The organism is Trichocoleus sp. FACHB-591 (genome assembly GCF_014695845.1).
Taxonomy (GTDB): domain Bacteria; phylum Cyanobacteriota; class Cyanobacteriia; order FACHB-46; family FACHB-46; genus Trichocoleus.
Genome location: NZ_JACJPA010000031.1, coordinates 1 through 25,104 on the forward strand (window position 1 = coordinate 1; position 25,104 = coordinate 25,104).

18 protein-coding genes are annotated in these 25,104 nt (G+C 48.4%); 9 read left to right on the top strand and 9 right to left on the bottom strand.

Translation table 11 applies throughout. The annotated features are described in order from the left end of the window. Positions 1–119 precede the first annotated feature (119 nt). From H6F90_RS04900 to H6F90_RS04910, 3 genes are all read right to left on the bottom strand, one after another. The gene (locus H6F90_RS04900) at positions 120–860 is read right to left on the bottom strand and encodes a diacylglycerol/polyprenol kinase family protein (protein WP_190550752.1); all 741 of its coding nucleotides are present in this window, start codon (positions 858–860) and stop codon (positions 120–122) included. Between the two features lie 617 nt (positions 861–1,477). Then, positions 1,478–2,311: a class II glutamine amidotransferase gene (locus H6F90_RS04905; RefSeq protein ID WP_242024337.1), complete on the bottom strand. Its 834-nt coding sequence runs from the start codon at positions 2,309–2,311 to the stop codon at positions 1,478–1,480. A gap of 37 nt (positions 2,312–2,348) precedes the next feature. Beyond that, on the bottom strand, positions 2,349–3,014 hold the full coding sequence (locus H6F90_RS04910; protein WP_190550754.1) for a Uma2 family endonuclease: 666 nt from the start codon (positions 3,012–3,014) through the stop codon (positions 2,349–2,351). A gap of 282 nt (positions 3,015–3,296) precedes the next feature. On the opposite strand from H6F90_RS04910, the gene H6F90_RS04915 reads away from it, so the two are divergent. From H6F90_RS04915 to H6F90_RS04925, 3 genes are all read left to right on the top strand, one after another. Continuing rightward, positions 3,297–3,878 carry a J domain-containing protein gene (locus H6F90_RS04915; RefSeq protein ID WP_190550757.1) on the top strand — a complete coding sequence of 194 codons (582 nt, stop codon included), beginning with the start codon at positions 3,297–3,299 and terminating at the stop codon, positions 3,876–3,878. Between the two features lie 3 nt (positions 3,879–3,881). Next, on the top strand, positions 3,882–4,736 hold the full coding sequence (locus H6F90_RS04920) for a hypothetical protein (RefSeq protein ID WP_199295731.1): 855 nt from the start codon (positions 3,882–3,884) through the stop codon (positions 4,734–4,736). 260 nt (positions 4,737–4,996) lie between these two features. Continuing rightward, positions 4,997–5,605, top strand: a complete 609-nt coding sequence (locus tag H6F90_RS04925) for an outer membrane beta-barrel protein (protein WP_190550759.1) — start codon at positions 4,997–4,999, stop codon at positions 5,603–5,605. 52 nt (positions 5,606–5,657) lie between these two features. On the opposite strand, the gene H6F90_RS04930 is transcribed toward H6F90_RS04925, so the two are convergent. After that, complete coding sequence (locus H6F90_RS04930; protein ID WP_190550761.1) at positions 5,658–6,992, bottom strand: ATP-binding protein; 1,335 nt, start codon at positions 6,990–6,992, stop codon at positions 5,658–5,660. Positions 6,993–7,090: 98 nt separating this feature from the next. Between H6F90_RS04930 and H6F90_RS04935 the strand changes: the two genes are divergently transcribed. Beyond that, positions 7,091–7,423, top strand: coding sequence for a TMEM14 family protein (locus H6F90_RS04935; RefSeq protein WP_199295732.1), 333 nt, complete (start codon positions 7,091–7,093; stop codon positions 7,421–7,423). 69 nt (positions 7,424–7,492) lie between these two features. Here the strand turns inward: H6F90_RS04935 and H6F90_RS04940 are convergent, their stop codons facing one another. Beyond that, on the bottom strand, positions 7,493–9,601 hold the full coding sequence (locus H6F90_RS04940) for a cytochrome-c peroxidase (protein WP_242024338.1): 2,109 nt from the start codon (positions 9,599–9,601) through the stop codon (positions 7,493–7,495). Between the two features lie 363 nt (positions 9,602–9,964). Next, positions 9,965–10,699, bottom strand: coding sequence for a PPC domain-containing protein (locus H6F90_RS04945; protein ID WP_190550764.1), 735 nt, complete (start codon positions 10,697–10,699; stop codon positions 9,965–9,967). A 788-nt stretch (positions 10,700–11,487) separates the two neighbouring features. Between H6F90_RS04945 and H6F90_RS04950 the strand changes: the two genes are divergently transcribed. Then, the gene (locus tag H6F90_RS04950; RefSeq protein WP_190550766.1) at positions 11,488–13,485 is read left to right on the top strand and encodes a family 10 glycosylhydrolase; all 1,998 of its coding nucleotides are present in this window, start codon (positions 11,488–11,490) and stop codon (positions 13,483–13,485) included. Positions 13,486–13,674: 189 nt separating this feature from the next. Then, positions 13,675–14,460 (top strand): histidine kinase, encoded by a 786-nt coding sequence (locus H6F90_RS04955; protein ID WP_190437483.1) that lies wholly within the window; start codon positions 13,675–13,677, stop codon positions 14,458–14,460. Between the two features lie 143 nt (positions 14,461–14,603). Here the strand turns inward: H6F90_RS04955 and treS are convergent, their stop codons facing one another. Together treS and H6F90_RS04965 are read right to left on the bottom strand one after the other, a co-directional pair. Then, positions 14,604–17,939, bottom strand: coding sequence for a maltose alpha-D-glucosyltransferase (gene treS / locus H6F90_RS04960; protein ID WP_190550768.1), 3,336 nt, complete (start codon positions 17,937–17,939; stop codon positions 14,604–14,606). 266 nt (positions 17,940–18,205) lie between these two features. Continuing rightward, positions 18,206–19,888 carry a R3H domain-containing nucleic acid-binding protein gene (locus tag H6F90_RS04965; RefSeq protein ID WP_190550770.1) on the bottom strand — a complete coding sequence of 561 codons (1,683 nt, stop codon included), beginning with the start codon at positions 19,886–19,888 and terminating at the stop codon, positions 18,206–18,208. A gap of 803 nt (positions 19,889–20,691) precedes the next feature. On the opposite strand from H6F90_RS04965, the gene H6F90_RS04970 reads away from it, so the two are divergent. From H6F90_RS04970 to hemJ, 3 genes are all read left to right on the top strand, one after another. Beyond that, complete coding sequence (locus tag H6F90_RS04970; protein ID WP_370587948.1) at positions 20,692–22,122, top strand: LCP family protein; 1,431 nt, start codon at positions 20,692–20,694, stop codon at positions 22,120–22,122. A 108-nt stretch (positions 22,123–22,230) separates the two neighbouring features. Beyond that, positions 22,231–23,037, top strand: coding sequence for a Nif3-like dinuclear metal center hexameric protein (locus H6F90_RS04975; RefSeq protein ID WP_190550772.1), 807 nt, complete (start codon positions 22,231–22,233; stop codon positions 23,035–23,037). Positions 23,038–23,182: 145 nt separating this feature from the next. Next, positions 23,183–23,779 (top strand): protoporphyrinogen oxidase HemJ, encoded by a 597-nt coding sequence (gene hemJ, locus H6F90_RS04980; RefSeq protein WP_190550774.1) that lies wholly within the window; start codon positions 23,183–23,185, stop codon positions 23,777–23,779. Between the two features lie 141 nt (positions 23,780–23,920). Here the strand turns inward: hemJ and H6F90_RS04985 are convergent, their stop codons facing one another. Further along, positions 23,921–25,093: a SpoIID/LytB domain-containing protein gene (locus H6F90_RS04985; protein ID WP_190550776.1), complete on the bottom strand. Its 1,173-nt coding sequence runs from the start codon at positions 25,091–25,093 to the stop codon at positions 23,921–23,923. Between the last annotated feature and the right edge of the window lie 11 nt (positions 25,094–25,104).

The window sequence follows — 25,104 nt, forward strand, 5'->3', positions numbered from 1 at the left end:
GTCAGCCAAGTTCGTCATCGTGTAGTTAATCGGACTGCTTAGTAAGTACTGGCAGTAATCCAGTTTGGTGAAGCTCATGCCTCTAGTTTATGTCTGTCTCTGCGTAAGTCCTGAGAATGCTACAACAGCCACAATCCCATTGCGATCGCCACCCCTACCAGCGTGATGTTGTCGATGTCTGAGAATGGTAGAGCTTCTACGAGAGTTGCCACAAACGCGATCGCTGCCACTGCACCTGTGGTACTCGCAAAATTGAGAGGTAGTTGAAAGTGGCCCAAGTGATTGAAGAGCATCAGAAATCCCAAGCCAAAACCAAAACTGCCCAAAAACATGGCTGTTGAGCCTGCCCAGCTTTTATGAGAGCTAAAGGGTAACTTGTGTTTGCCTAGTCGTCGCCCCACAATATCTGCTAAGCCATCACCGCCACACATCAGCATTAAAGCCAGAATTCCGATAGGGGAGTTGCGCCAGAACAACACTGTGCAGAGAATGAAAGCAATGCCGTAATACAGTGGTCCCCGCAAAATTTCGGCGGGCTTGCCCTCACGGGTCATGGCTTGAACAGCAGCAGGATCGGCAATCAATTGGGTGCCAATCGCTAAAAACTGAAGGGTGATTGCGAGGGGTACCAGAGCCGCAAAATACCGAGCGCTCGCCTGCTCGCTGTAGAGATGCCAGCAGAGGACAAACAACGGCCCTGTCCCAATATGAATAATTTTGCGGCTAAGTTTTTGTTCTAGCCAGCCTCGTTGGGCTAGCGTATTGACTAGCTTGAGCCAACTGAGGGCGATCGCAAAGGTGATTGCCGTAGCTGCAATATCTCGAACTAGGAAATTAGCTAATAAAGCACTTAATTCCATTCTTTAAATCAACAAACAACAACAGCACCCAGAATCGTTCCTTACAATAATCTCCTCCAATACGATGAGCTTGCCTAGAGTTGTGCTGAAAAAGATTTAAACTAAATCTTTCTGACAAAGGTGTCAGCAACAAGGCTCTCTTTTAATCCAGAAGGGAGATATGAGAAACAGAATTGGATGCTGTTGTAATTTCGGTCGATAAATTCACAAAGGAACTTACTTGTAATCTGCATCGATCGGAAACTGGACTACTTACGACCCAGAACGATTCTTGTGATTGACTTCCCCAAATAGGTTGAGGTTACTTGGAGTTGGGCTGATGCAAGACTTCATTGAAGCGTAAATTTCAGTGAAACTATCAGCAACAGAGCTCCCGATTAAAGTGGAGAGGAAATACCAAGAACCAGTTTAAATGTAGCGGTAATTTGGTCCAGCAAACAGGATGAGGAATTAATTTTTAACCTCCTCTTGACGTGCAACGTAACGATTTACTCGTCTCAGAAGCTAATTAGCTTCTATTAACAGAGTACTCGGATTTTATCGGTTTCATGACATTGAAACCAAAGTTTACGATCGCGCAATTACACACTCTTAAAACTGGACTAACCTGGGCTGGGTTAACTTGGGCGATCGCCAGTTGAGTTGGTAGCTGTCTCTGGTTTCAGCGGTAAGCCATCCCGAAAGACAAGTAGCTCTCCGGGTTGAAAAGGTGTCCAAACTTCATTATCGGTGAGCGGCACGGTGGCAATAATAGCAACGCGATCGCGGGGGGTAGTCAGTTCCTGAAAATCAACGGTGAGGTCAGCATCAATTAGATGGGCTGCGGCAAAGGGAGCCTGACGCACGATGTAGCAGAGCTTGGTAGAACAGTGGGCAAAGAAGTGTTCGCCATCAGAAAGCAAGTAGTTGAAGCTGCCTTGCTGGGCGATCGCGCGAGTGACTTCGGCCAAGACTGGATAAAGTTGTTCTAGGGGCGGTTTATCTTCTGGGAAGGCTTGCCGCAAAGTATTCATGATCAAGCAAAAAGCTCGTTCACTGTCGGTCTGTCCTACCGGACGGTAAAAGCCATTGCTTTCTGGGTAAAAGTCGGGCAAGTCGCCATTGTGGGCAAAGATCCAGTAGCGCCCCCACAGTTCCCGCCGGAAGGGATGGCAGTTTTCCAGCGCCACTCCCCCAAACGTTGCTTTGCGGATATGGGCAATCACATGAGTAGATTTGATCGGATATTGCCGCACTAGCTCGGCTATGGGGGAGGTGGAGGAGGGTTTTTCATCGAGAAATAAACGGCATCCTAACCCCTCAAAGAAGGCAATTCCCCAGCCATCTTGGTGTTCATCCGTTTTGCCACCCCGTGCCGAGAAGCCTTCAAATGAAAAGCAGATGTCGGTGGGTACGTTGCAGTTCATTCCCAACAGTTGGCACATGGAGGCAGTATCTCGATAGTCCTTCAAACCTTATGCCCATTGATTGTACGTGCGATCGCCCCCATTACTGAAACTGAGCCAGTAACCAAGCCCCTACTTGAGACTGGTCCATCTGCCGACTGCGTTGCAATGCCTCTTCTAAAACGGATATAGCTAAGCTCGGTAAAACTTGCGATTCGCGAATTCGCCGACTTCCTTGCTCAGCCATGCCACCTTGCGGATCGGCGGGCAGCATGGCAAAGGCGAGAATCTGCCCCTGCTGGACATCTACAATCCAGTATTCTTTTACGGCTAAGTCTTCGTAGAGTAAGCGCTTGGCTCCTTGATCGGCGAGTAAGGTAGTGCTCGAAACTTCGATGACTAAATCGGGGGCGGGATAGCGGTCTAGGTCAATGATGTTGGTACCCCAAGGAATTGCTTGAGCTTGTGGCCCAATGTAGTAAGAAATATCAGGCTGGCATTCTTGGTGGTGGGCTTTGCGATAGGTGCAGTTGTTGAGGCTCTTGAGGGCAATGTTTTTGGTAATCCCAAAGAGATTGACTACTAGGGCGATCGCGGAATCAGCAGCAGCGTGATCGTGACCGACTGGCAGCATTTCTATCCTCATGTGGCCGTTGTAGTAGTAACCTCTCCCTGTTGCGTAAGCAGGATCTGCGATCGCCTGCAAATAATCCTCCCAAGAGGCAGCAACCCAGGTATCGGTTGGCAGTTTGGTTTGTAGGTGACTCATCAATTTTCCCTACGTCTCGCGATCAGTACTTATTTTCTATATTCGCTTAATTGAAGAAAGGGCGATCGCTTGATACGGAACAAGGGCGATTGCTTCTTCATATATTCAGCCACTCTCTTCTTAAAAACTTTATCCAGAACCACCAGTTTTTTGAACTGATGAGGGGAACACTTAACTATGGCGCATATTTCTAATCGTGCAGAAATACAGATCGAGCTTCATCATCCAGACTACCAGTGTTATTGCGTAATGTTGGTTTGATTCCTTACAGGAATAAATACAATGGCCAAGAAACAACTCACCAAAAGAGTGGAATCCGAAATTCAACGGTTAGTTGAAAAGTACGGATACAGTGGGGCAGTTCTCAGAGAATTTGCTCTGTTTACACTTGAGAAGGAACCAGCAAAAGGCAAAAAAGAGCCAACTAAAGGCGAGAAAAAAGTCACCAAAACTAAAGGACTTTCTCTACCTGAACTCAAGCAAGCGATTTATCAACACTTCAGCGTTAAGGATACAACGGCTCTGAAGAAGTCTGGCACTTTTCAAATGGCGACAAGTGGTATGGATAAACTCGACCTCAGCAAAAAGGCAGGTTGGGAAGACCTTTACCGTAAGCTAATTGGAGTCTTACCAGGTGAGGAAAACGAGCAGGGATACGGATGTGTTAACGGGATTAATATCCTTAAGTATGACCTGCCGTGGAATGCTTTTGGTTTAGATCCTAAAACAGCCAAGACTGAAGAGATTAAGGCTTCTTATAGAGACCTAAGCAAGATTTACCACCCAGATAACACCAAAACTGGGGATGCTCAAATTTTTAATCGCTTGACTGTTTTTTACAAAAGCCTTACAGAGAAGTTTTAGAAGATGGCAGAAATCTATATTACATCCCAAGACCTGCTTAAAACGCTAAAGATTAGTGATCAAGAACTAATAGATACTGAAAGATTTTTTGATTCGATTCCAGATGACGAGTGGGAGTTGATCGAAGGTAAAGACTACAAAGTAGTCAACAAATCCAATGGCTTGCGAGACTACACTCTATCTGGTGCCTATACCCTAGCTCGCTATCTAGAGTTGACCAGAAAAAAGAGTTTTTGGGATATTCTCAAAGAGTGGTTTACGCATGCTAAAAAAGATTTGCGTAGAGCTTTTATTAGAAAAAAGATTTTAGATAACTGCTCATCCTTAGTTAAGCGTAGAGACCAGTTCTGGGTTTCAAAAGCTGATGTTGTGGCCATCTTCGGCACTCGGTTGGATTATTTGAGCAAGATGGCAGAATATGCCAAGCGTACCGAACACTCTCTAATCGAGGGTCAAGATTTTGATGATTTTCTCGATGGAGGTAGTCAGCATTTCTCCTTGTCAGGCATTTACAAATTAGCTCAAGCCTTCAAAGAGAATTTGTCGAAGAAAAATCGTCAGGAATGGTGTTGGGATGTGGGTGACGTAGTTAAGCCTCAAATAGAGGATATTGTCACTAAAATTCAACAACGGGATAAGCGTATCCAGACAACAATGGATAAGGTCAAAAAGCGGGATTCTCAAACATGTAGAGTCACTGGAGATAAGAAAACTCGTGTTAATAACTTAAAGTTAGCGGCTCATCACCTATATTCACAAAATGAATACCCCCACCTAGCAGATGTTGAGAACAACTTAGTTACTCTAGCCTGTGAAGTTCATGAGCAATTTCATCATAATTTCATGGGGGGGAAGTAATAAGCCTTGTACTATAGACGACTTCATTAACTTCGTACAGCAATATTATCCTAGTAAAACCCAGATTGTGATTGACCTAGAACAGCAGAGGCTAGTGCTTGGCGACCCTCAACCTGTGAACGCACGTAAACCTCATGTACTTTATCTTCCAGTAAACAGAGTTCAGTAACTGCGATCGCCCCCTTAGTAACTTTCCTGAAGCAATCAGCGCTACCCTGTAAGGGATGACATAACATGACGTAGCTTTTAGTCGAAACCTTATGAAATCAGTTTTAGGTTTGCCCTTCCCTTCCCTGATTTGCTTTGGTTTAGCGATCGCCCCCAGCATTTTGTTAGCTCAGTCTGCCAGCGCTCAGCCTCAAGGGATGCAGGGTAGCTACGTTGGTGTGACGGTTGATAGCAGCAAAACCAACGAAATGCTGCAATCCTTCATGGAGCCAGGAACCTGGGATGGTAGCCCTACTTGGTCTCCATCAGAGCTTTGGCAAGAGCCTACTGACAACTCCAACGTCGGGATCGAAAATCAGTTTCAAGGCCGCTTGGATTTGCCCAACAGCAAAATCTCGGCAAGAGGGTCCGTCTTTTTAGTAGATAAAGAAGTCAAGGCCGTGATGCCAATGCTCTCCTACGACCTCGCCGTGAGCGGCAACACCAACGTTTATGCAGGAGCAGGATATACCTTCGTCAAAACGCCAGAACAAGCCACACCTCTAGGCGATCGCAATGGCATCGTCCTGACTACAGGCGTAGAAGCAGCCGTGAGTGATGGCATTGTGATTTACGGAGATGCCAAATTGAGGCTCAACCGCGATCGCGCTGATACCAATCCTCCTGTGAGAGTGCAGGTAGGAGCGGGTTATCGTTTTTAGAGCATGAAACCCTTCCCCGACGCGAAGAGGAGCTGGGGAGGGGTCTCCCAAGTCAGCTAGAAAGCGCCAAATCTGCTTGCAAGAAGTCGATAAATTGTCGAGCGGTACGGCCAGAACGACCATTGTGGCGCGTCGCCCATTGCAAGGCTTGGAACTCCAACTCTTCGCGACTGATGGCAATTCCTGCCTGAACCGCGAGGTGTCGCACCATCTGCAAATACACATCCTGGTTAGCAGGCTCAAAGGTTAGAGTTAGGCCAAAGCGATCGCTAAAAGATAGCTTCTCCTGCACCGTATCCCAATTGTGGATTTCGTCACTATCCTTCGGTCGGGGGCGATCGCCAAAGAACTCGCGCACCAAATGCCGTCGGTTGGATGTGGCATAAACGACAACATTTTGTGCTCGAGCCGTCAAGTTGCCTTCCAGCACGACCTTTAAGGATTTGAAAGCATCATCATCTTCTTCAAACGACAGATCATCCACAAAAACAATGAACTTCTGAGGCAAATTCCGCAGTTGCTCCACGATCACAGGCAGCTCTTTTAGGTCAGACTTGGCGACTTCAATCAAGCGCAACCCCAAGTCACTGTACTCATTCAACAACGCCTTTACTAGGGACGACTTCCCAGAACCACGACTGCCATAGAGCAACACATGCAACGCTGGGTAACCAGACAACAAAAAGGCGGTGTTTTTCATTAAAGCTTCCCGTGCCGCCTCATAGCCCACTAGATCAGTGAGCCGAATGGGGTCAGGGTGAGCAATTCCTGCTAACTTTCCAGCTTGCCAGCGACAGGCGCAATATTCCGCGAAGAAGCCAGTGCCAAAACGTTGGTAATAGGCCGCCAAATCTTCCAAGGCATCCGACCAATCATCCATCGTTTGCAGCTTAGTGATCAGCAGTTGCTCCTGCATGGTTTCATCCGTATGCAGCGCGATCGCGGGGCTAAAGCAGGTCAAGTCATCTACCCAGGAAACTGGAGCCGCAGGCAGTTGGGCTATTACTTGCACCCATTGGCTCAAGCGATAGCTCGTGCAGCCATACAGCGTTTGCAGCACCCGCAAGTCATGCCGCGCCGCTGTGACTAAAGCCGGAGGTAGTTCGGTTAATTCCGTTTGCTGCACGCGCCGCGAGAAGGGATTATCAGCCTTGAGGAGTTGCATCAGCAGGTATTCTTGCCAGCCTTGATTGCTCGCGGCCAAAGATTGAAACCAGCGCCCATAAGCTTGCACGCAAGCCAACCCGTCTACATCCGTGTGGCGTAGGGCTTGCAACAGTTCCACAAACCGCCGACCGACTTCCTCCTCAAATAAAAATTGGTAGAGCAGGAGGGACGCGGCTTGACGTTGGATAAATTGAACTGAAGCAACAGTTTGGGCATCCATGAATGAATCAGGTAGTTTACTTGAGGAATGCGCGATCGTCCGTTAATCTCTGGACTAAGTGTACAAACTTCAGCCCTGATAGCCAGGGAATTGACCTTATGGAATCAGCTGTGATTAACCCAGGTATTTTGGCCGCGATCGCCTACGGAACTTTAGCTATTATCGGGGGAATCGTGGGCTTCCTCCAAGTTCAAAGTAAAGCATCCCTCATTTCTGGTAGCATCAGTGGCCTGTTGCTAATCGGTGCGGCAGTGCTACAACTGCAAGGATACGCTTGGGGCTTGCCTTTAGCCGCTGCGATTACTGCTCTACTCATCATTGTGTTTGTGGGACGCTGGACCAAAACTCGCAAATTTATGCCTGCGGGTCTAATGATTATTTTAGGGGTAGGAGCTTTGGCGGTGATGCTGTACACCCTCCGGGGCCAATAAAAAACCTAGCTTCTCACAGGAAGCTAGGCAAAGCTAGGAGAACGGCTTGATCTGGATTACAGCGATCGCTTACATACAGGCATAGCCACCAGAGATGAACTTTAACGTGGTGCCTGCTGGGCAATCTTGTTGAGTGATGCTGCCCTCCAGTGAATTAGTACTGGTAGTTGATGTGGTTGTTGTAGGGGTCAAATTAGCCATTGGTGAAACATTCAAGAAGTAGGGTAATGGCTTACCACCGTTAGCTCCCACCGCAGGGATATTGAGCAAGCTATCCGTTGCATTGCCAGTGCCATCATTAGTAACAGACTGAGTATCACCGGGATGACCATTGGGAATGAACAGTTGAGGATGATCAAAAGGTGCCTTGCGGTTGCGAACTCGCTCATCTGTCAGCGCTTTCATGAAAGCGACCAAATCATCCTTTTCTGTTTCAGTTAGACCCAGATTCACGATATCGGGATCCAAGTCATTGATATTGGCTTCGTGGAAGTCTCCGCCTCGGTTATAGAATTCTACCACTTGACGTAGAGTGAGCTGACCGCCGTTGTGGAAGTAAGGCCCAGTGAGTTCCACGTTACGCAGCGTTGGAGTTTTGAAGGCTCCATTCACGGCAGTTCGCTCATTCGGGTCTAGCGGTGCTGCCTCAATGTTTTCTTCAGGAATACCCTCCAAGACAGGAGCAGGCGCACCCGCAGCCACTTCTTGCTGAGTCAGCTTGCTAAACGATAGCGGCTTACCAAATGGATCGGTACCACCTACACCCAAGTCTTCCCCAGTGGGTCGCACAGCAATGTTGTAGAAGCCATTGTCATAGACAGCAACGTTGTTGTCGCCCATCCGCATCCGTTCGATTTTCTGGTTTTTGACGTTCGCTACAGAAGCGTTGGTAAACTCTGGACCACTATGACAGTTAATACACTTTGCCTTACCCTCGAAGAGTTCTAAGCCGTGCTTCTGTTGGGCAGTCAGAGCGCTAGTGGTTCCGACAGCATATTTGTCAAAAGGAGTTTGGTCAGAGACCAAAGTCGCTTCATAAGCTTGGACTGCCAAACCAAAGAAGAGGGGGAAGTTGTACTCCATTTGGGTAAATTGATTACTTGCCAAAGGAGTTCCAGGATGAGGTTTTAAGACTGGATTATTGTTGGCATCAAACTCTACGATCGTATTGGTGTTGTTCCACCACACATCTTGAAAGACATTGCGAATCAAGGTGGCGTAGGTAGAGGTCTTGAGGCCAGGTAAAGGATAGCGGCTAGAAGACCCTAGAGCACTATCTGTAGAACTGACTTGCTGCTTAGAGAGCGGACGCAGGGAGAGCATTTTTCGTGCCAATTGAGCGAATCCGCGCTTTTGGAAGGACATCTCAAATCCGCTCAGCGGTGGGCCAACTGCCTGAGAAGCCAAGCTGGAATTCTTAATGCTGATTCTTACCCAATCGGCACTTGATCCTGATGTTTTTAGAACTCGCGCATTGGGATCGCGATCGCCAAATGGATTTTGTCCGTTGAATTCATGCTGCGCTCGACCATCCCAGAAGTTACGGAAGTTAAAAACAGCATTGATGACGGTGGGGCTGTTGCGAGGCTCTACCCGACGTACATTAATGCCCTGTATTTCGAAGGAGTCGTTGTCTGTCTCAACGGTCCCTGCATCGGCTGATTTACGGGGCACCACCTCGGTTAGGAACCCATTGAATGCTCCCTGAGAAGAGGAAACATCGTTGGCATCCGCTAGCACCGTTGAGTTGCGGTCATCGGGGTTTGCCAGTTTGTGAAAGGGAAAGTCACTGACCTGCAATTGGTAGTTAGGTGCGCCACCAATTTGATAGGTTTTGTCCCCAGCAATTAAAGCAGGGTTGATTTGGTTTTTGGAGCGGTTGTCTGCGCCAGCGCTAAAGTGACAAGAGGCACAAGCTAACACGCCATCGCTTCCTACCTGCATATCCCAAAATAGAGATTTTCCTAAAGCGATCGCTGCTTTTTCGTTCTTGATGTATTCACTGATGTTAGGTGGTTTGGGGACTGGAACCGTACTCAGCGAAACTAGTGGTGGCAGCGAGTCAGAAACTGTTTGAGCCGATAAAGTAGATGAAACCGCCTGACCTGCAAAAATTGCCAGAGCAAATAGAATGGCAATCCGCAAGTGCTTAAACGGTTTCCCTTTAAATCTAGGCATCTTGGAAGTTAGCCGAAGGCAACTTCGCCAGATGCCTAGAGGGAAGTTAAACATATTCCTTTCTCTAGTCATATAGATCTGAATGGATGAGGTAAATACTTACGTCTTTAGGTAGAGGTCGATCACTTCTGATTGAAGCACTACGTAGAGGTAATAATGTAAGTACCTACGTAGTTTTCACTAAAACTTTGTACTAGTTGTCACTGAATTGCTTAGGCGATCGCCTGTTCCTCTTGGTATTACTAGGCCTTAGAAGCCCAGTAGCTTTGTGAAGTTACTATTAACACCTGTATCTTCAACGCTTACTGATATTGCTTCTACAGGCGATCGCTCCTTTGACCTAATCACAGTATTAGGTGAAGTTTAAGCAGCTTGGTCTAGACCAGTAGCTTTCTTTCGCTTGTGGATCGCTCTTGCACCTAGAGCACCTACACTGAGAAGCCCCAATCCAGAAGCAGGCTCAGGAACACTTGCAGGCACGTCTTCAGTCCGTAAGGAAACATGCAATGTGTAGTTACCTTCTATTCGGCCTGCTGTAGCGGGAGGAATAAAGTTGACACCTAAGTAGTAAGTGCCTGGGTTACTCAGGTTGAATCCCAAAAAAGAATCACAAGAGAAGTTGGGATCAAAAATTGAGCAACTTGCCTGACTACCCTTAGCTCCTAAACTGGCTAAAGCATCGTCGTTGAAAGCGAGTAAAGTCAAATCTGGTAGGCGATCGAACAAAAAGAGTTGAGTGTCTAGATCTCCAGTTGTGCGATCGATGTCAAAGAAGCTAAAAGTCCGCTTGCCTGTAGGAACTGTGAATGAGTAAAAGTCGAATTCATCTAGGCACTCATCTTGCGTGATGCACTCTGAAAAACCACTACCCCAAATAGAGGCATGGGGGATTTCCAAAGAATTCAAAATGTCTTCATCCCAATCGAGCGAAAACAAGGAATCCAGGCTCTGGGCTTCTGTAAACAAATCATTGTTGGGTTCTTGTTCCGGAGCATAGCTCGCGATCGCAGGTCGTACTACTAGTGGTAAGCCAGCCGAAAAAAGAGCACCAAGAGCTGCAACCGTTCCGGTTTTCCAAAGGTTAGATACGAAGTTCATTGCTCTCATTGGGTGAATGTTGATGATTGAGACCCCTTGAGAGACAGATCAATTTAGGTATCAAAAGTACCTTTTATCTACGTATTTCTCGGCTCATTTTTTTACTCTGAGCACTACTAAAGAGGTCTCTGTATGTAAATTGACATGACTTGTACGGAGGCAGTAGAGCATCTAAGTATGATTTATCAAAAAAATATACTAGGAAATTAATTTTAAAGTACTTATAAATACTTAGGCTTAGCCTAAATCCATCATTATCTAATGCTTGTGGAGCTGATTCCAAAAAGCTTGTATGAGCTACTTTGAAGTTTTAACGAGCCCAAAACTATTTTTTATACGACAATGTTCTGTAATCTAGAGCTGCTACTCTGGAAGTGGTACGACAGTGTTATTAATTATTCAGGCCAAGGTTAAGGAAATTTGGTGTAACTATTGTTATGCGTACCAACTCGTTCTGATGCGATCGCGCTTACCAAACTAGTTGATATCACTGAATAGCTAGAGGAAAATCACCTATCTCGAATTTCATCAAGCTTTGCTGCCAAAGAGATAGGGTTTGGTACTGTCAGGAACAGGAGCAAGTTTAAGGGATTCTAGATGTAGTAGTGCAGAAGATGTATATTCTGGCGCTAAACTCGTACCAATCTACGGCTCATAGATGCGCTAGCAATCGCTACCAGCCAGGCAGCTTGGGGGAAGTACTAATTTGGCTCTAGGCCGAGTGCAAATGAGTGTGCTTGGCCTGGGAAAAATATAAACCAGTCGCTGCATTTACATTGAGGTTACTGATGGTTTACACGACTGCTCGCTTCCCGGATATTCAAACTCATTGGGCCCGCGCTTTTATTGAGAATTTGGCGCACCGTAACATCATTAAAGGGTTTGAGGATGGTACCTTTCGGCCCAACCAATCCATCACGCGGGCCGAGTTTGCCGCATTGATGCAAGCGACCTTTCCAAAGCCCGCCATTCGTCCCTATGTGCCGTTTGTTGATGTGCCTACTACCCACTGGGCGCGAGCAGCCATCCAGAAAACTTACGAAACGGGGTTTCTGTCTGGCTATCCCAATAATCAGTTTCAACCGAACGAAAAGATTATTCGGGCTCAGGTTTTGGTTTCCCTAGTGAATGGCTTAGGCATCAACAAAATGGTTGTGGCCGATCTCAAAGGGGCTCTATCAACGGTGTATCAAGATGCAGCTCAAATTCCTGCCTATGCGACTGAGGCGATCGCAGCGGCTACCAGTGCGGGGATGATCGTCAACTACCCAGACCTGAAGCGGCTGAATCCTGCCCAAGCTGCCACCAGAGCAGAAGTTGCCGCCTTGCTCTATCAGACCCTGGTGTATTTGGGACAAGCACCCGTCATTTCATCCAACTACATTGTGAATTATCAGCGCACCGCCGCTGTGTCTCATACTAGGGAATTTCGCGGCGTGTGGGTAACATCAGTTTGGAACCGCGATTGGCCCTCTTCCTCAAAGCTATCTGTAGAGCAACAAAAGGCAGAGTTTGTCAGATTATTGGATCAGTTCCAAGCGTTGAACATCAATGCGGTGATTCTGCAAGTGCGACCAGAAGGAGATGCCCTATATGCTTCACAGCTAGAGCCTTGGAGTAGCTGGTTGACCGGGACGCAAGGAAAAGCTCCAGAGCCGTTCTACGATCCTTTGGAGTTTGCGATCGCGCAATGCCATCAGCGCAATATGGAGTTTCATGCTTGGTTCAATCCCTACCGCGCTAGAACCGATAGACAAGACAAATCTTTAGCTGCTCCCCATATTGCGGTAACGCATCCAGAAGCCGTTCTACCGTATGGAGATGAGCTGTGGATGGACCCAGGAGCAAAAGTAGTCCAAGATTTGTCTTACAACGTGATTTTGGACGTAGTTCGCCGCTATGACGTAGATGGGATACATTTGGATGACTATTTTTATCCTTATCCGATCGCAAACCAGCCATTTCCAGACGAGAAAACCTATCAGGCGTACCAAGCAAAAGGCGGTACACTCTCCTTGGGAGATTGGCGACGGGAGAATGTCAATCAACTGATTCAGCGCCTTGCCACCGGGATTCGAGCCACGAAACGTCATGTCAAATTTGGCATCAGCCCTTTTGGGATTTATCGCCCTGGACAGCCTCCCAAGGCTCAAGGATTAGATGCCTACGATCGCCTGTACGCCGATGCCTTAAAGTGGATGCAACAAGGTTGGGCCGACTATCTTGCCCCCCAACTGTATTGGCGCATTGATGCTCCCGCCCAGAGTTATCCAATGTTATTGCAGTGGTGGACTGAGCAAAATTCCCAACGTCGGCACATTTATATCGGCAACCACTTAAGTAAATTAGACAGCGTCAAGTGGCCTGTTGCAGAGGTAGAGCAGCAAATCGCCATCACTCGCAGCATGGCAGCTCAATTAGCCTTGGGCAATATCTTTTTCAGCGCTAAACCCTTGCTTGACAATCGTTTAGGCATTACAGACACTTTCAAGAATGCCCTCTATACCAAGCTTGCTTTAGCACCTGCAATGACCTGGTTGAGTAGCGATCGCCCCTCTCTCCCGATTAACCTGAAATTGCAAAACGGTACCCTCACTTGGAGCACCACAGCCAATAGTACAGTGCGATCTTGGACCCTCTATCAACAGTCAGGAGAAACTTGGACATTGCAGCGAATCCTACCTGCTGACACAAAAACTGTCATCCTTACAACTGGCACCTACGCTCTCTGTGCTGTCGATAGATTAGCCAACGAAAGTGCTGGAGTGTTAATTACAGTGAAGTAAATTAGGCAGAGCAATGGCGCTGAGGCAACTCAGGTTCTGTTCAGGTTATGTCTAAGGAGGGTGAACAATCTAAGCTCGGCTGCGACAAGATCAAACAATACTCCAGCTTATTTGATTGTTACAGTGCGAGTTTTATTGGCTTCAAGTGTGAGCTTGAAACAGCCCCTACCTACAACATGAGTGCTTAATATGCCTAGCAATATCAAAGAGAAAATTACCCAAGATTTGCAACAAGTCAAATCTACTGGACAAGTGCGATCGGACCGCATCCGAGACATTGTCAAGTCGGCAGTTTCCCAAGTTAGCTCTGAAGTAAAGCAAGGTTCTGGTGAACTTCGGGATATTGTCAGAGATGCCATTTCTGCGGTTGTGGAAACCTTTCAAGAAAAAGGTGGTGAGCTAAAGGAAGAAGTAACGGCTTCGCTGGAAGGCGCTATTGAGGGCGTGAGTGAGATAAGACGCCGCTCGATCGCTCAAACCCAATCGGAGATGAAGCAATTGGAAACCAGATTAGACAGCGAAGAGGCAGAACTGCAACAAGAAATCGATCGCCTCTTAGTTGATGTGGGTGAAGCAGACCACGGTGAGACTTCACCCAAGGTTAAGACAGCCATTACATCCGCAGTCGATAGCTTGCGAGATAGCGATGAAGTCTCCTTGATGAAAAAACGCTATGCTCAACTCCAAGCACAACTAGCAATTCTTCGAGCTAACTTAGCGGCTCGCTATGGTGGACGCACCGAAGATATCCAAGGATATTTAGACGAAGCCAAAAACTGGTATGACCGCTCTCGTCCTCAAGCTGAAGCGTTGGCCGAGCAAGTGGAGCAGAAGCGATCGCAGCTAGAGGAGCGCTTGGGAGATGCAGGGACAGCCGTAGCCAAAAAAGAGCGCCAAATTCGGCAAATTCTCAGTGAGCTACTGCACTCTGCGGGTGATGCTTTACGCGAGAAAGAGCGTTCTAATAAGCGCTAATTTTGGTTCAATTTCTTTGTTAGAGATTTGTTAGAGATTAGATAAAAAAGAGGGCGATCGCTTTTCTGTTGAACAGAGGCGATCGCCCTCTTTTTTCACACGAAACCCTGTAGGGGCGAACGGCCATTCGCCCCTATGAGTTGCTAACTAGCGTTAATCAACTGGAGCAATCGCTGTAAGGAGATCTCTACTTGGGCAGGGTAGTGGTTGAGGTCGTGGCCGAGGCTGTAGATTGCTTTCTCCAAAAGATACGCATTCAACAGCACCTGTAACTCTTGCTCGGTTTGAGGCACGAAAGGATGATGGGCCGCAGTTTCAAGGTAGGTGTTGAGGAATGTAGCACTGACAGAACCGTGCCAAAACTCCGTCCACTGCTCCATAAGAGCTAGGTTGTCGGCATGAATCAAGCCACCTTCAATTTCATTGCGGAGAGCTTGGTTAGCGGCGTAATAGAAGGACTGGAGTATCCCTGCCACATCTCGTAAAGGCGATCGCTTCATCCGGCGTTCGCTCAGAGTTCGATTCGGTTCTCCCTCAAAATCAATAATGATGAAATCCTTCCCGGTATACAGCACCTGCCCCAGATGATAATCTCCGTGGCAGCGAGTCCGCATCGCGGTAATTTTTTGGTTCAGAATGAGTTGGAAGCTATCCAGCGCTTTCTCCTGGAGATCACAAACAGACTGAGCCAGCGGTTGAACATCAGCGGATAAAGTGCCTAAGTTCTGCTTCAGCAACCGGAACACTTTCCCGGTCAAATTGCGCGCATATTGATAAATAGAGCGCTGATAGAATGTGGAGAAGGGTTCTGGTGCAAAGCTAGCATTTTCCAGATCGGAAGCTAAAGCACTGTGCAGTTCCGCGGTCCGCTGAGCCAAGAGCTGGACATTAGCCAGATAAGAACCAATCTTGCTGAGGTGAGAGTCAGGCACCGTAGCTTTTTGCCAATCAAACAGCGTTCCTGAAGGAATTGAAATTTCCGTGATTGCTTCTGGCTGAATCAGAGCATGATCGAAATAGTCCCGTAAGCTATCGAGGGTGTAATCCCAACCGCTTCTGGTATCCAGAACAAATTCTTGCAACCTGCCCAGAGTCATGGGTTCTTTATTGGGTTGGCGATACTCTAGAGCACCTGCAACCGAAGCAAAATGCTCTAGACATTTCTTTTCTTCCAAAAAGATCCCAATTTCTAAATCCGGGTTAATACCCTCTTCAACTTTACGGAATAGCTTCAGAATCAAGCGATCGCCATAAATGATCGAGGTATTGTTGTGCTCTCCTTTCATCAGCGTCGGCTCTAGGGGAGCAGCCTCAGCCGTTAAAGGAGAGAAGATATCGGTTGGTGTAGCCGCCAGTTCTCCGGCTGTCCCCTGATAGCGATGATTTTTTGCTACTGCATCTAAGAGAGCCGTGAGGAAGTTTTTGTCGGCTGTGGCATCAAATAAAACGCCAATGTCGTCTTTGCCAGTAATATGCAGGCGGGCTACCACTAGTTGCGGATTATCGGCCAATAAATGGATTGCTTGGTCTCCTTCTGCATAGCCCAGAGGAAGTAAGTAGGTTTCTGACTCTCCTTGGATATACTGCACTTGCAAGCAAAGGAGATGGGCTTCTCGGTCTTGGAAAGGAATCGCGATCGCCTCTTTAATGTGAACCGATTGCACCGTTTGTGCTTTACCAACAAACCAGCGGCAGGTATAGAGATAATTTGCTAGCACCGATTCCAAATAATCCCGTGAGTCGCGTTGGGATAACACCATCCGCCACTCACCCTGAACCGTCAATGTCGGTAGATCAGCTTGAGATTTTGGTGCTTGTAAGGCGCTGGGTTGGGGTTGCAAGGTGAACCAGTAGAAAGCGTAAGGCCCGACGCTGAGGAAGTAGGAGGACTCCGTAATTGGGGGGAACTGTGTGCGACCAAAGATCTCTACAGGCATCATGCCTTGAAAGGCAGAGAGATCGATTTCTACAGTTTGCACAAAGCGGGATAAATTGGCAATCACCAAAATTGATTCGTCTTCGTAGGTACGAATGAAAGCCAACACCTTCCGATTATCTGGGTGCAGCAGCTCAAAACCACCCCGCCCTAAGGCTTGGTAGCGCTTGCGAGTGGCAATTAAGCGCTTCATCCAATGCCAGAGGGAATTAGGGTTAGCCCGCTGAGCCTCAACGTTGATAGCTTCGTAGTGGTACTCCGATTCGACAATAATCGGCAAATACATCCGATGCGGATTGGCACGGCTAAAACCAGCATTGCGATCGGCGCTCCATTGCATCGGAGTTCGCACGCCATTGCGATCGCCTACATAGACGTTATCCCCCATGCCAATTTCGTCTCCGTAATATAGCACCGGAGTTCCGGGGAGGGCCAGAAGCAAGCTGTTGAGCAATTCGATTTGACGGCGATCGTTCCCCAGCAAAGGAGCCAAGCGGCGGCGAATGCCCAAATTCACTCGCATATCTCGATCTTGGGCATAGACGCGATACATATAGTCGCGATCTTCGTCCGTCACCATTTCCAGGGTTAGTTCATCATGGTTACGGAGAAATAATCCCCACTGACAGTTATCTGGAATCGGCGGCGTCTGATGCAAGATGTCGATAATTGGGAAGCTATCTTCCATCCGCAATGACATAAACAAGCGCGGCATCAGGGGGAAGTGGAAGTTCATATGGCACTCGTCCCCGTCGCCATAGTAAGCCGCCGCATCTTCTGGCCATTGATTGGCTTCCGCTAGCAGCATCCGGTTCGGATGTCTTTCGTCCACATACTGCCGCATTTGCTTCAGAAAGTCATGGGTTTCTGGCAAATTCTCACAGTTGGTACCTTCACGCTCGTAGAGATAGGGTACCGCATCCATCCGGAGGCCATCCACCCCCATACTGAGCCAGAAATCCAGCACCTCGAAAACGGCTTGCCGTACTGCTGGATTGTCGTAGTTTAAGTCAGGCTGGTGGGAGTAGAAACGATGCCAATAGTAAGATTTCGCGATCGGGTCCCAAGCCCAGTTAGAAGTTTCAAAATCCTGGAAAATAATCCGAGCTTCCTGGTATTTTTCTGGAGTATCGCTCCATACATAAAAGTCTCGCTCTACGCTACCTTTTGGAGAGCGACGCGCCCGCTGAAACCAAGGATGCTGATCAGAAGTATGATTAACAATTAGCTCAATAATGACCCGAATGCCCCGCTGATGGGCTGCGGCCAGAAACTCCTGAAAGTCTTCTAGCGTGCCATAAATCGGATTGACGTTGGTGTAGTCGGCAATGTCGTAGCCATCGTCTTTGAGTGGCGAGGGAAAGAACGGCAGCACCCAAAGGGCAGTAGTGCCCAAATCTTGTAAATAGTCTAATTTCTCCGTCAGACCTCGAAAGTCCCCGATGCCATCCCCGTTACTGTCAGCAAAAGCCCGAACTGGCACCTCATAGATGATCGCGTTCTTAAACCATAAAGGTTCATCTTTGATCACTGAACGTTGCATCTTTTCCACAGTTCAATTCCCTATCGCCACTGTAATAAGGTAGAGAGTCTATCCCTAGCTTGCCAATAGCCTACAGGCTGAAACTTAAGGGGTATACAGTGTCTTGCCCATCACTATTTGGCTTCAGCCTCCCCTGCTCTTGCTATGGTCGGCATACGATTACTCCTGAAGAAACAGATAGGTCTATGCCAGAAGAAATAAATTCACAAAAAAATGGGCGATCGCTAAGGACCACCCATTTCTATGACTCCCGGGTTACGTTGGTATTAGGCGGGATAAATGCGTAAGCGACGATGCGGTTCTGAGCCAAAGCTGCTGGACTGGAGTTGGTAATGCTCCACCAGCTCATGTTGCATCTTACGGATATGGGCTGCGCGAGGCAGCAACTCCACAGGCTGACCTTTCGGTAGCACAATTTGCTCTACTGCTAATCTGGCTTCCTCCAGCGCATCCATTTCATCGCCCTCATCATTTCTGTCAGCCGCTAGATCAAAATCCGGTTCAGCGATCGCTTCTAGCCCTGGCATCCCCAACACTTGGCGTAACGTGCGGGTAATTTGAGGAGTTGTGTTGGACTTAATGGCATAGATTGGGATGTCGTGCGCTTGGGCTAGGTGACGTAGGTTGGCATGCTTTCTCAGGTGCGATCGCAACGCTAAGATCGCTTCGGCTTCTGCCAACCCTTCAACCAGAACAACTGGTAAGTTCAGCATGCTGATCACCTGTTCCAACTGCTGACGACCTGTCCCGTAAAGGTAAAGCCGTAGCGGTTGAGGGCCCGATAGCTCTAGAGCCTCTGTTGGCGACAACTCACGATCAACTTCTGCTAAGTTCCTGCTTCTAGATAGATTTTGCGGAAAAGGCAGAAGCTGTCCTGTGCTTTGACGACTGGTTTTGCTAAATGAGTCATTTGCCGCAGGCGCATTGGGTCGTCTTACAGGCGATAGGCTGGGCACTTCTCGGGTAATGGTGACCTGACCTTCGTCACTGATAGTTCTGACTTGCGGGCTCGGTTGACGACCTCTGAGTAAAGCATCTACCGTATCTGCCACCGTTTCATGCACAACCCAACGCTGCCGCTCTAGCATCTCCACGGCAATGTCGAAAGTCGGGGGAGCTTTGCGCTCCAAGACGCTCTTTTGACTACCTCGACGCCTAGCTTCTTCATCTCCCAGCGTCACGGACTGAATCCCACCCACCAGATCGGAAAGGGTTGGGTTTTTGATCAAGTTCTCGATCTGATTACCGTGAGCAGTCCCTACGAGTTGCACGCCTCTTTCCGCGATCGTACGAGCAGCCAAAGCTTCGAGTTCTGTACCAATTTCATCAATGACGATCACCTCTGGCATGTGGTTTTCCACCGCCTCGATCATTACTTGATGTTGCAGTTCAGGACGAGCCACCTGCATGCGTCTAGCGCGACCGATCGCAGGGTGAGGAATATCTCCGTCTCCAGCAATCTCATTGGAGCTATCAATGATCACCACCCGCTTATTCAAGTCATCTGCCAGAACTCGCGCAATTTCTCGCAAGGCTGTGGTTTTGCCCACGCCTGGACGACCCAACATCAGAATTGACTGGCCTGTTTCCACCAGATCTCGAATCATCGCGATCGTACCGAAAATGGCACGACCTACCCGACAAGTGAGGCCAACAATCTCACCAGAGCGGTTTCTGATGGCGCTGATCCGGTGCAAGGTTTGCTCAATTCCGGCGCGGTTATCTCCCCCAAAGTCGCCTACGCGATCGATGCAGTCCTGAATTTGAGCCCGAGTCACTACCTGCTCAGAAAGATACTCGGCTTGGTGCGGAAACCGGGCTTCTGGTCGCCGCCCTAAGTCTAAAACGACTTCAACTAAGCGATCGCACTCTGAATGTTGTTCTAAAACCTGTTGAATCTCCGAAGGCAAAATATTTAACAGTTTCTGGAGATCATCTGTAGTTTGCATGCTTCTATGTCAGCGTTGCTAGACGCAAATAAAAGAGTTAGTAAAACCTGCTTGCCATCTCATCTAACATTGTGGCGATCGTCCACTTTATTATCAGCCAGAGAGTACGACTACCTAAGTAGGGATTCCACCCCTGAGTCTCAGTTCTACCAATCTACCTCCCCAGATCTAGGGTTAGCCTCTACCGCTAAGTAGACGAGTAGACGGCAGATAATCATTAGGATGGCACATACTCAATTGCGGAGAGCTAAATGCTCGCACGTTTAATCAGATCCCTTAAGAAACGGCTTGGTATGACCAAAACTCAACCTCTTGGTCGAGCCAACTTGTCTGAAACAGATTCGTTTGACACCTTACCTACCCCTTGGCCGATCGCCCAAGTTGAAGAGGAAGAAGATCCTAAGGTTGTATAGTTTCGCTCTAATAGTTTTTCTCTAAGCGGTAGGGTGACTGCTCAAATAAATCCTCTCCATCAGCCTGACGCTTCAAAGGCTAGGGAGATTGTGTTAATTTTCTACAAAGAAATAAAAGTAATTACCTAAAATTGATGAATCTGCTTCTAGGCGATTGCCTAGGGCACAAACTCTCTATTTCCCCACGACGGAGCGGAGTAAGCTGGGGTCGGTAAGAGCTTTGGGCTAGCCCCCTAGCGTACATTCCACGCAATACTTCCGGACCATCACGTAGTAGAGAATTGCGATAAATGCCTATTTTGTTACCGAGAAATAACAGTAGTAGGGGTATAATCGCGTTAAATTAACAAAACTACACACGTAAAATCCGGTTGTTCGGGTGAAGGAAAGGTGATAGAAGGAGTGGAACAATCTACCAGCAATTCCAAATTGCAACAACCCGATGGCACGGAAGAATCGGTAGGTTTCTCTCCGCCAGTCACTCCATTTGAATCGCCCATGTCCAACCCGGTCGTAACTGCACCTTTGTCCCAACGTACTACCCTGGCCAAACGCCTCTTTTGGAGTTTTGCCTTCGTTTTAACGACCACCGTCTCTGCGTCGATTGGTGCAAGTGTGGCTTTGCTGACTCCTTTAGCGCCGTCTTCGTCTCCAGAAGAGCAAAACGTATCTCTGAATAACCTGTGGCAGAAAGGGCTACAGTACAAAGTGTCTCGGCCAGTCAACATCTTGGTGATGGGGGTCGATCGCGTTCCTGGGGTGACGGGTAATTCCTCAGAAGTGTTTGACGGTCGTAGCGACACCATGCTGCTGCTGCATGTTGACCCCAAAGCTCAATCAGTCAGCATGCTCTCGATTCCCAGAGATACCCAGGTGGAGATTCCGGGAATTGGGATCACCAAAGTTAACCAAGCCAATGCTAGTGGTGGACCTGCTCTAACTGCGCGGGTGGTTAGTCGCACCTTAAATGATGTCCCAATTGATCGCTACGTTCGCGTCAGCACCGATGCTTTCCGCGAGATTGTGGATTTGCTGGGCGGTGTTGATGTCTTCGTGCCTACGCCAATGGCTTATGTAGACCAAACCCAAAAGCTAAAAATCGACTTGGCGCAGGGCTGGCAAACCTTAAATGGGGAACAAGCCGAGGGCTTTGCGCGTTTTCGCAACGATGCATATGGTGACATTGGCCGAGTTCAACGCCAGCAAGCCTTAATCAAAGCTCTACGCGATCGCCTCACCAGTCCTAGTGTGCTGCCGCGCCTCCCCAAGGCGATTCGCATCATGCGGAAGTACATTGACACCAACCTCAGCCTAGAGGAAATGCTATCTCTCATCGGCTTTGGTCTCAACTTAGAGCGCGACCAACTCAAGATGGTGATGCTACCCGGTCGCTTTAGCCAAGCCGATGAATACATTGCCAGCTACTGGCTCATGGACGATCGGGGGCGCGATCGCGTCATGCGAGAGTTTTTCAAAATCGACTCCAGCGGGTTAGCCCTAGACAACCAATATCGCTTGGCTTCCGATAGCGCTCCCCAAGGCCTAAGAATTGCTATCCAAAATGCCTCTGGCCAGCCCGACCTAGGTAGCCGTGTAGCTCAGCTGCTAGAAAACCAGGGTTTCCCTAACGTTTACATTGTGCAAGACTGGCCTGATCATCAACGCCAAACCCAAATCATTGTGCAGCAAGGTGACTTAGAAGGGGCAGCAGTCCTCAAAAAAGCGATCGGACTCGGTAATATTGAAGCCACTTCCACCGGAGATTTAGAATCTGACCTCACTATTCGCATCGGAGAAGATTGGCTGCAAAAGGGAATCTAGAACCGTGGGCTAGATTAGTCTAGATTAGTTTGGGTAGAGCTTCGCCTGAATTAATATCCAAGCGGTCTCGTGCTAGGTTGGGTGCAGAATGTCGGTGGCTGAAGTGGGATGAAAGTTGCAGATTTAATTACCTGGTTTGAAGCTTGGGCCAATCCAAGTTGGCAGGAAAGTTGGGATAACTGTGGCTGGCAAGTAGAGCCAGGAGTTCTCGATCAACCCGCCTACGTTTTAGTCTGCCTCACCCCCACGCTCAGCGTCATGCATGAGGCGATCGCCCTCCAACATGCCGGAATTCCAGTCAGCTTAATCTTTGCCCACCATCCGTTAATCTTTGGCCCCCTGAAATCGCTAAAAAAAGGCGACCCCATCGGGGATATGGCCCGCTTAGCCTTCACCCACCAAATTGGCATTTACACGGCCCATACTAACTTTGACCAAGTGAATCATGGTACGGCAGATGTCCTAGCCGAAGTTTTGGATTTGGCTCAGGTTGTCCCGATTGTGCCGACGCAAAATGGCTTTGGTTACGGACGAGTCGGCTTACTTGAACCAGCATTTTCCTTACAAGATTTGCTCGCCCGGATTCAAACTCAGCTTGCGCCCCCTGAGTTGATTTTTTCGCCCACGGCTGATCTGCATCAATCAATTCAAAAGGTAGCCGTTTTGGGAGGTTCTGGCGCGAGCTATATTTCCGCTGTGGTCAAGACGGGAGCGCAAGCCTACCTGACTTCGGACTGCAAGTTTCACCAGTTTCAAGAAAGTCGCGATCGCGGCCTAATTTTGATTGACGCTGGGCACTACGCCACCGAACGCCCTGCCTGTGCTCGCTTAGTCGAAAAATTGCGGGTACTAGGGCTGGAATGGGTGCAGCTCAGCAGCGAAGACGAAGACTTTCGGCAGTTTTACCATCATTAAATTAGTAATAATTTTGATGGTTGTGGGTTTTGCCTCCACTACTACAGCTCGTTAATTTACTTGCCAAACAACTTGTCAGCAGCTCGGCCAGTGGCATACTGTAACGGATACTCTGGTTATGAGGCTGTTTGGGAGAATTGTATTCATGGCTTATTTCTGGTTTAAAGCATTTCATATTATTGGCGTCGTAGTTTGGTTCGCCGGACTTTTCTATTTAGTGCGTTTATTCATCTACCACGTAGAAGCCGAAGAAAAGCCAGAACCCGCTCGTTCCATCTTGCAGGAGCAGTATGCCTTGATGGAAAAGCGCCTATATAACATCATCACCACGCCGGGAATGGCGGTGACAGTGGCAATGGCGCTCGGCATGCTCTATACCCAACCGGATCTGTTACACGATCGCTGGCTGCACTTCAAGTTGGGATTCGTCGCCATTCTGTTGGTCTATCACCATTACTGTGGTCGCTTGCTCAAACAATTGGGTAAGGGGGAATGCAAGTGGAACAGTCGGCAGTTGCGAGCCTTAAATGAAGCCCCAACGCTGCTGCTAGTCGTGATTGTGATGCTGGCAGTGTTCAAAAACAGCTTACCCACCGATGCTACAGCCTGGGTAGTGGTCGGCTTAGTGGTTACAATGGCTGCCACAATCCAGCTTTATGCCAAGATCCGCCGCAAAAACGAAGAGAAACTAGCTGCCGCTGCTACCCAAACAACGGACAACTCTTTACCCGCTAATTCTTAAAGAGAACGAAGCAAATACTTATCACAGTTTCCAACTTGAGTTGATCTCTCCGGTCCCTCTCCGCAACGGAGGGGGATTTTGAGTTTTGCTCCCCTTCTGTATGGCTCCCCTTCTTTACCAAAGAAGGGGAGCTATAGCTCTTTATTCTTGATCTACTTCGATTCGGGCGAGTCCTGTGCCTGGGTAGTAGGTGCCTAAAATTTGGCGATAATCATATCCTTCTTCCGCCAACTTCAAGGCTCCTAATTGGCTCATTCCTCGGCCCCCATGTGCATCAATCACAATGTCATCAGAAGCGGCATAGAGCGACTCTACAATCCCACCGCGATAACTAATAAATTCTCCCGCAGTTTCGTTCACCGCTTGATAAGTCCTGTTCGCTTCTTTTTCGGCACCCGCATAGACTTGGTACTGTTCATCATCTCCTATGTGATAGAAGTCGGTTGCAGGCTTGAAATAATAAGTCAAAGCATAGGAGCGGGCCGCGATCGCTTGAGCTTTCAGAGCCGCCATCGGCCAACTCGGAGAAACCTCAGCGCCAACCACACTGTAGAGATAATCTCGCAATAGAACATGGTTCACGGCTAACAAACCGCTAGGTCGCACCATCAGCAGCAAACGGCCCCGGTACCAGCGATCGCCAACATAAACCAAACCTCCTTCTGTGGGTTCAATATAAACCGCACTGGGAAGCTGCCATGAATTTAAGGTGATGCCTGATCCATCGAGCTGAGCAGTATAAGCAGATTCGGCAGGTAGCTCCCGGAGCACTTGACCATTGGTGTCTAGAATAACTCCAGGTGTTGAGGTGCCGACAGCTAAAGAGTTAGCTTCTACTGCGATCGCCACCTGGATCTCCAGCACACTATCGATTGCTGTGGAGGACTTAGCGGCTGCCAATCTCTCTGCGGCACTAGCACTGATGGGTGCTGCACTAGCCTGGCTAGAAGTGTTCTGTTGCTTGGCAGGAGCCGTAGACTTAGCTTTAGCTTGTGGTTTGGGATTTTTAGCGGCAGAGGCAGGACTAGTTTTGGCGGCTGACTTGGCAGGACTTACAGATTTCTGAGTAGGTTTTTTGGGAGAGGCAGTCGGCGTTTTTACGACACTCTTAGCAACAGTTGGCGTTGTAGTGGGAGATGGAACTGCAAGATTGGCAGTCGCTGAAGCCGAAACGACTGTTGAAGTTTCTTGAGCGACTGGGGCACTTTGGCGACTTTGGCTGATCAACAAAATGCTCACGAGCGGCACCATACCTAGCACAGGAATTAGGGGCCAAGGGCGGCGTTGGATCAAGCTAAAGATAGGCTTTACCATAGAACGGCTCA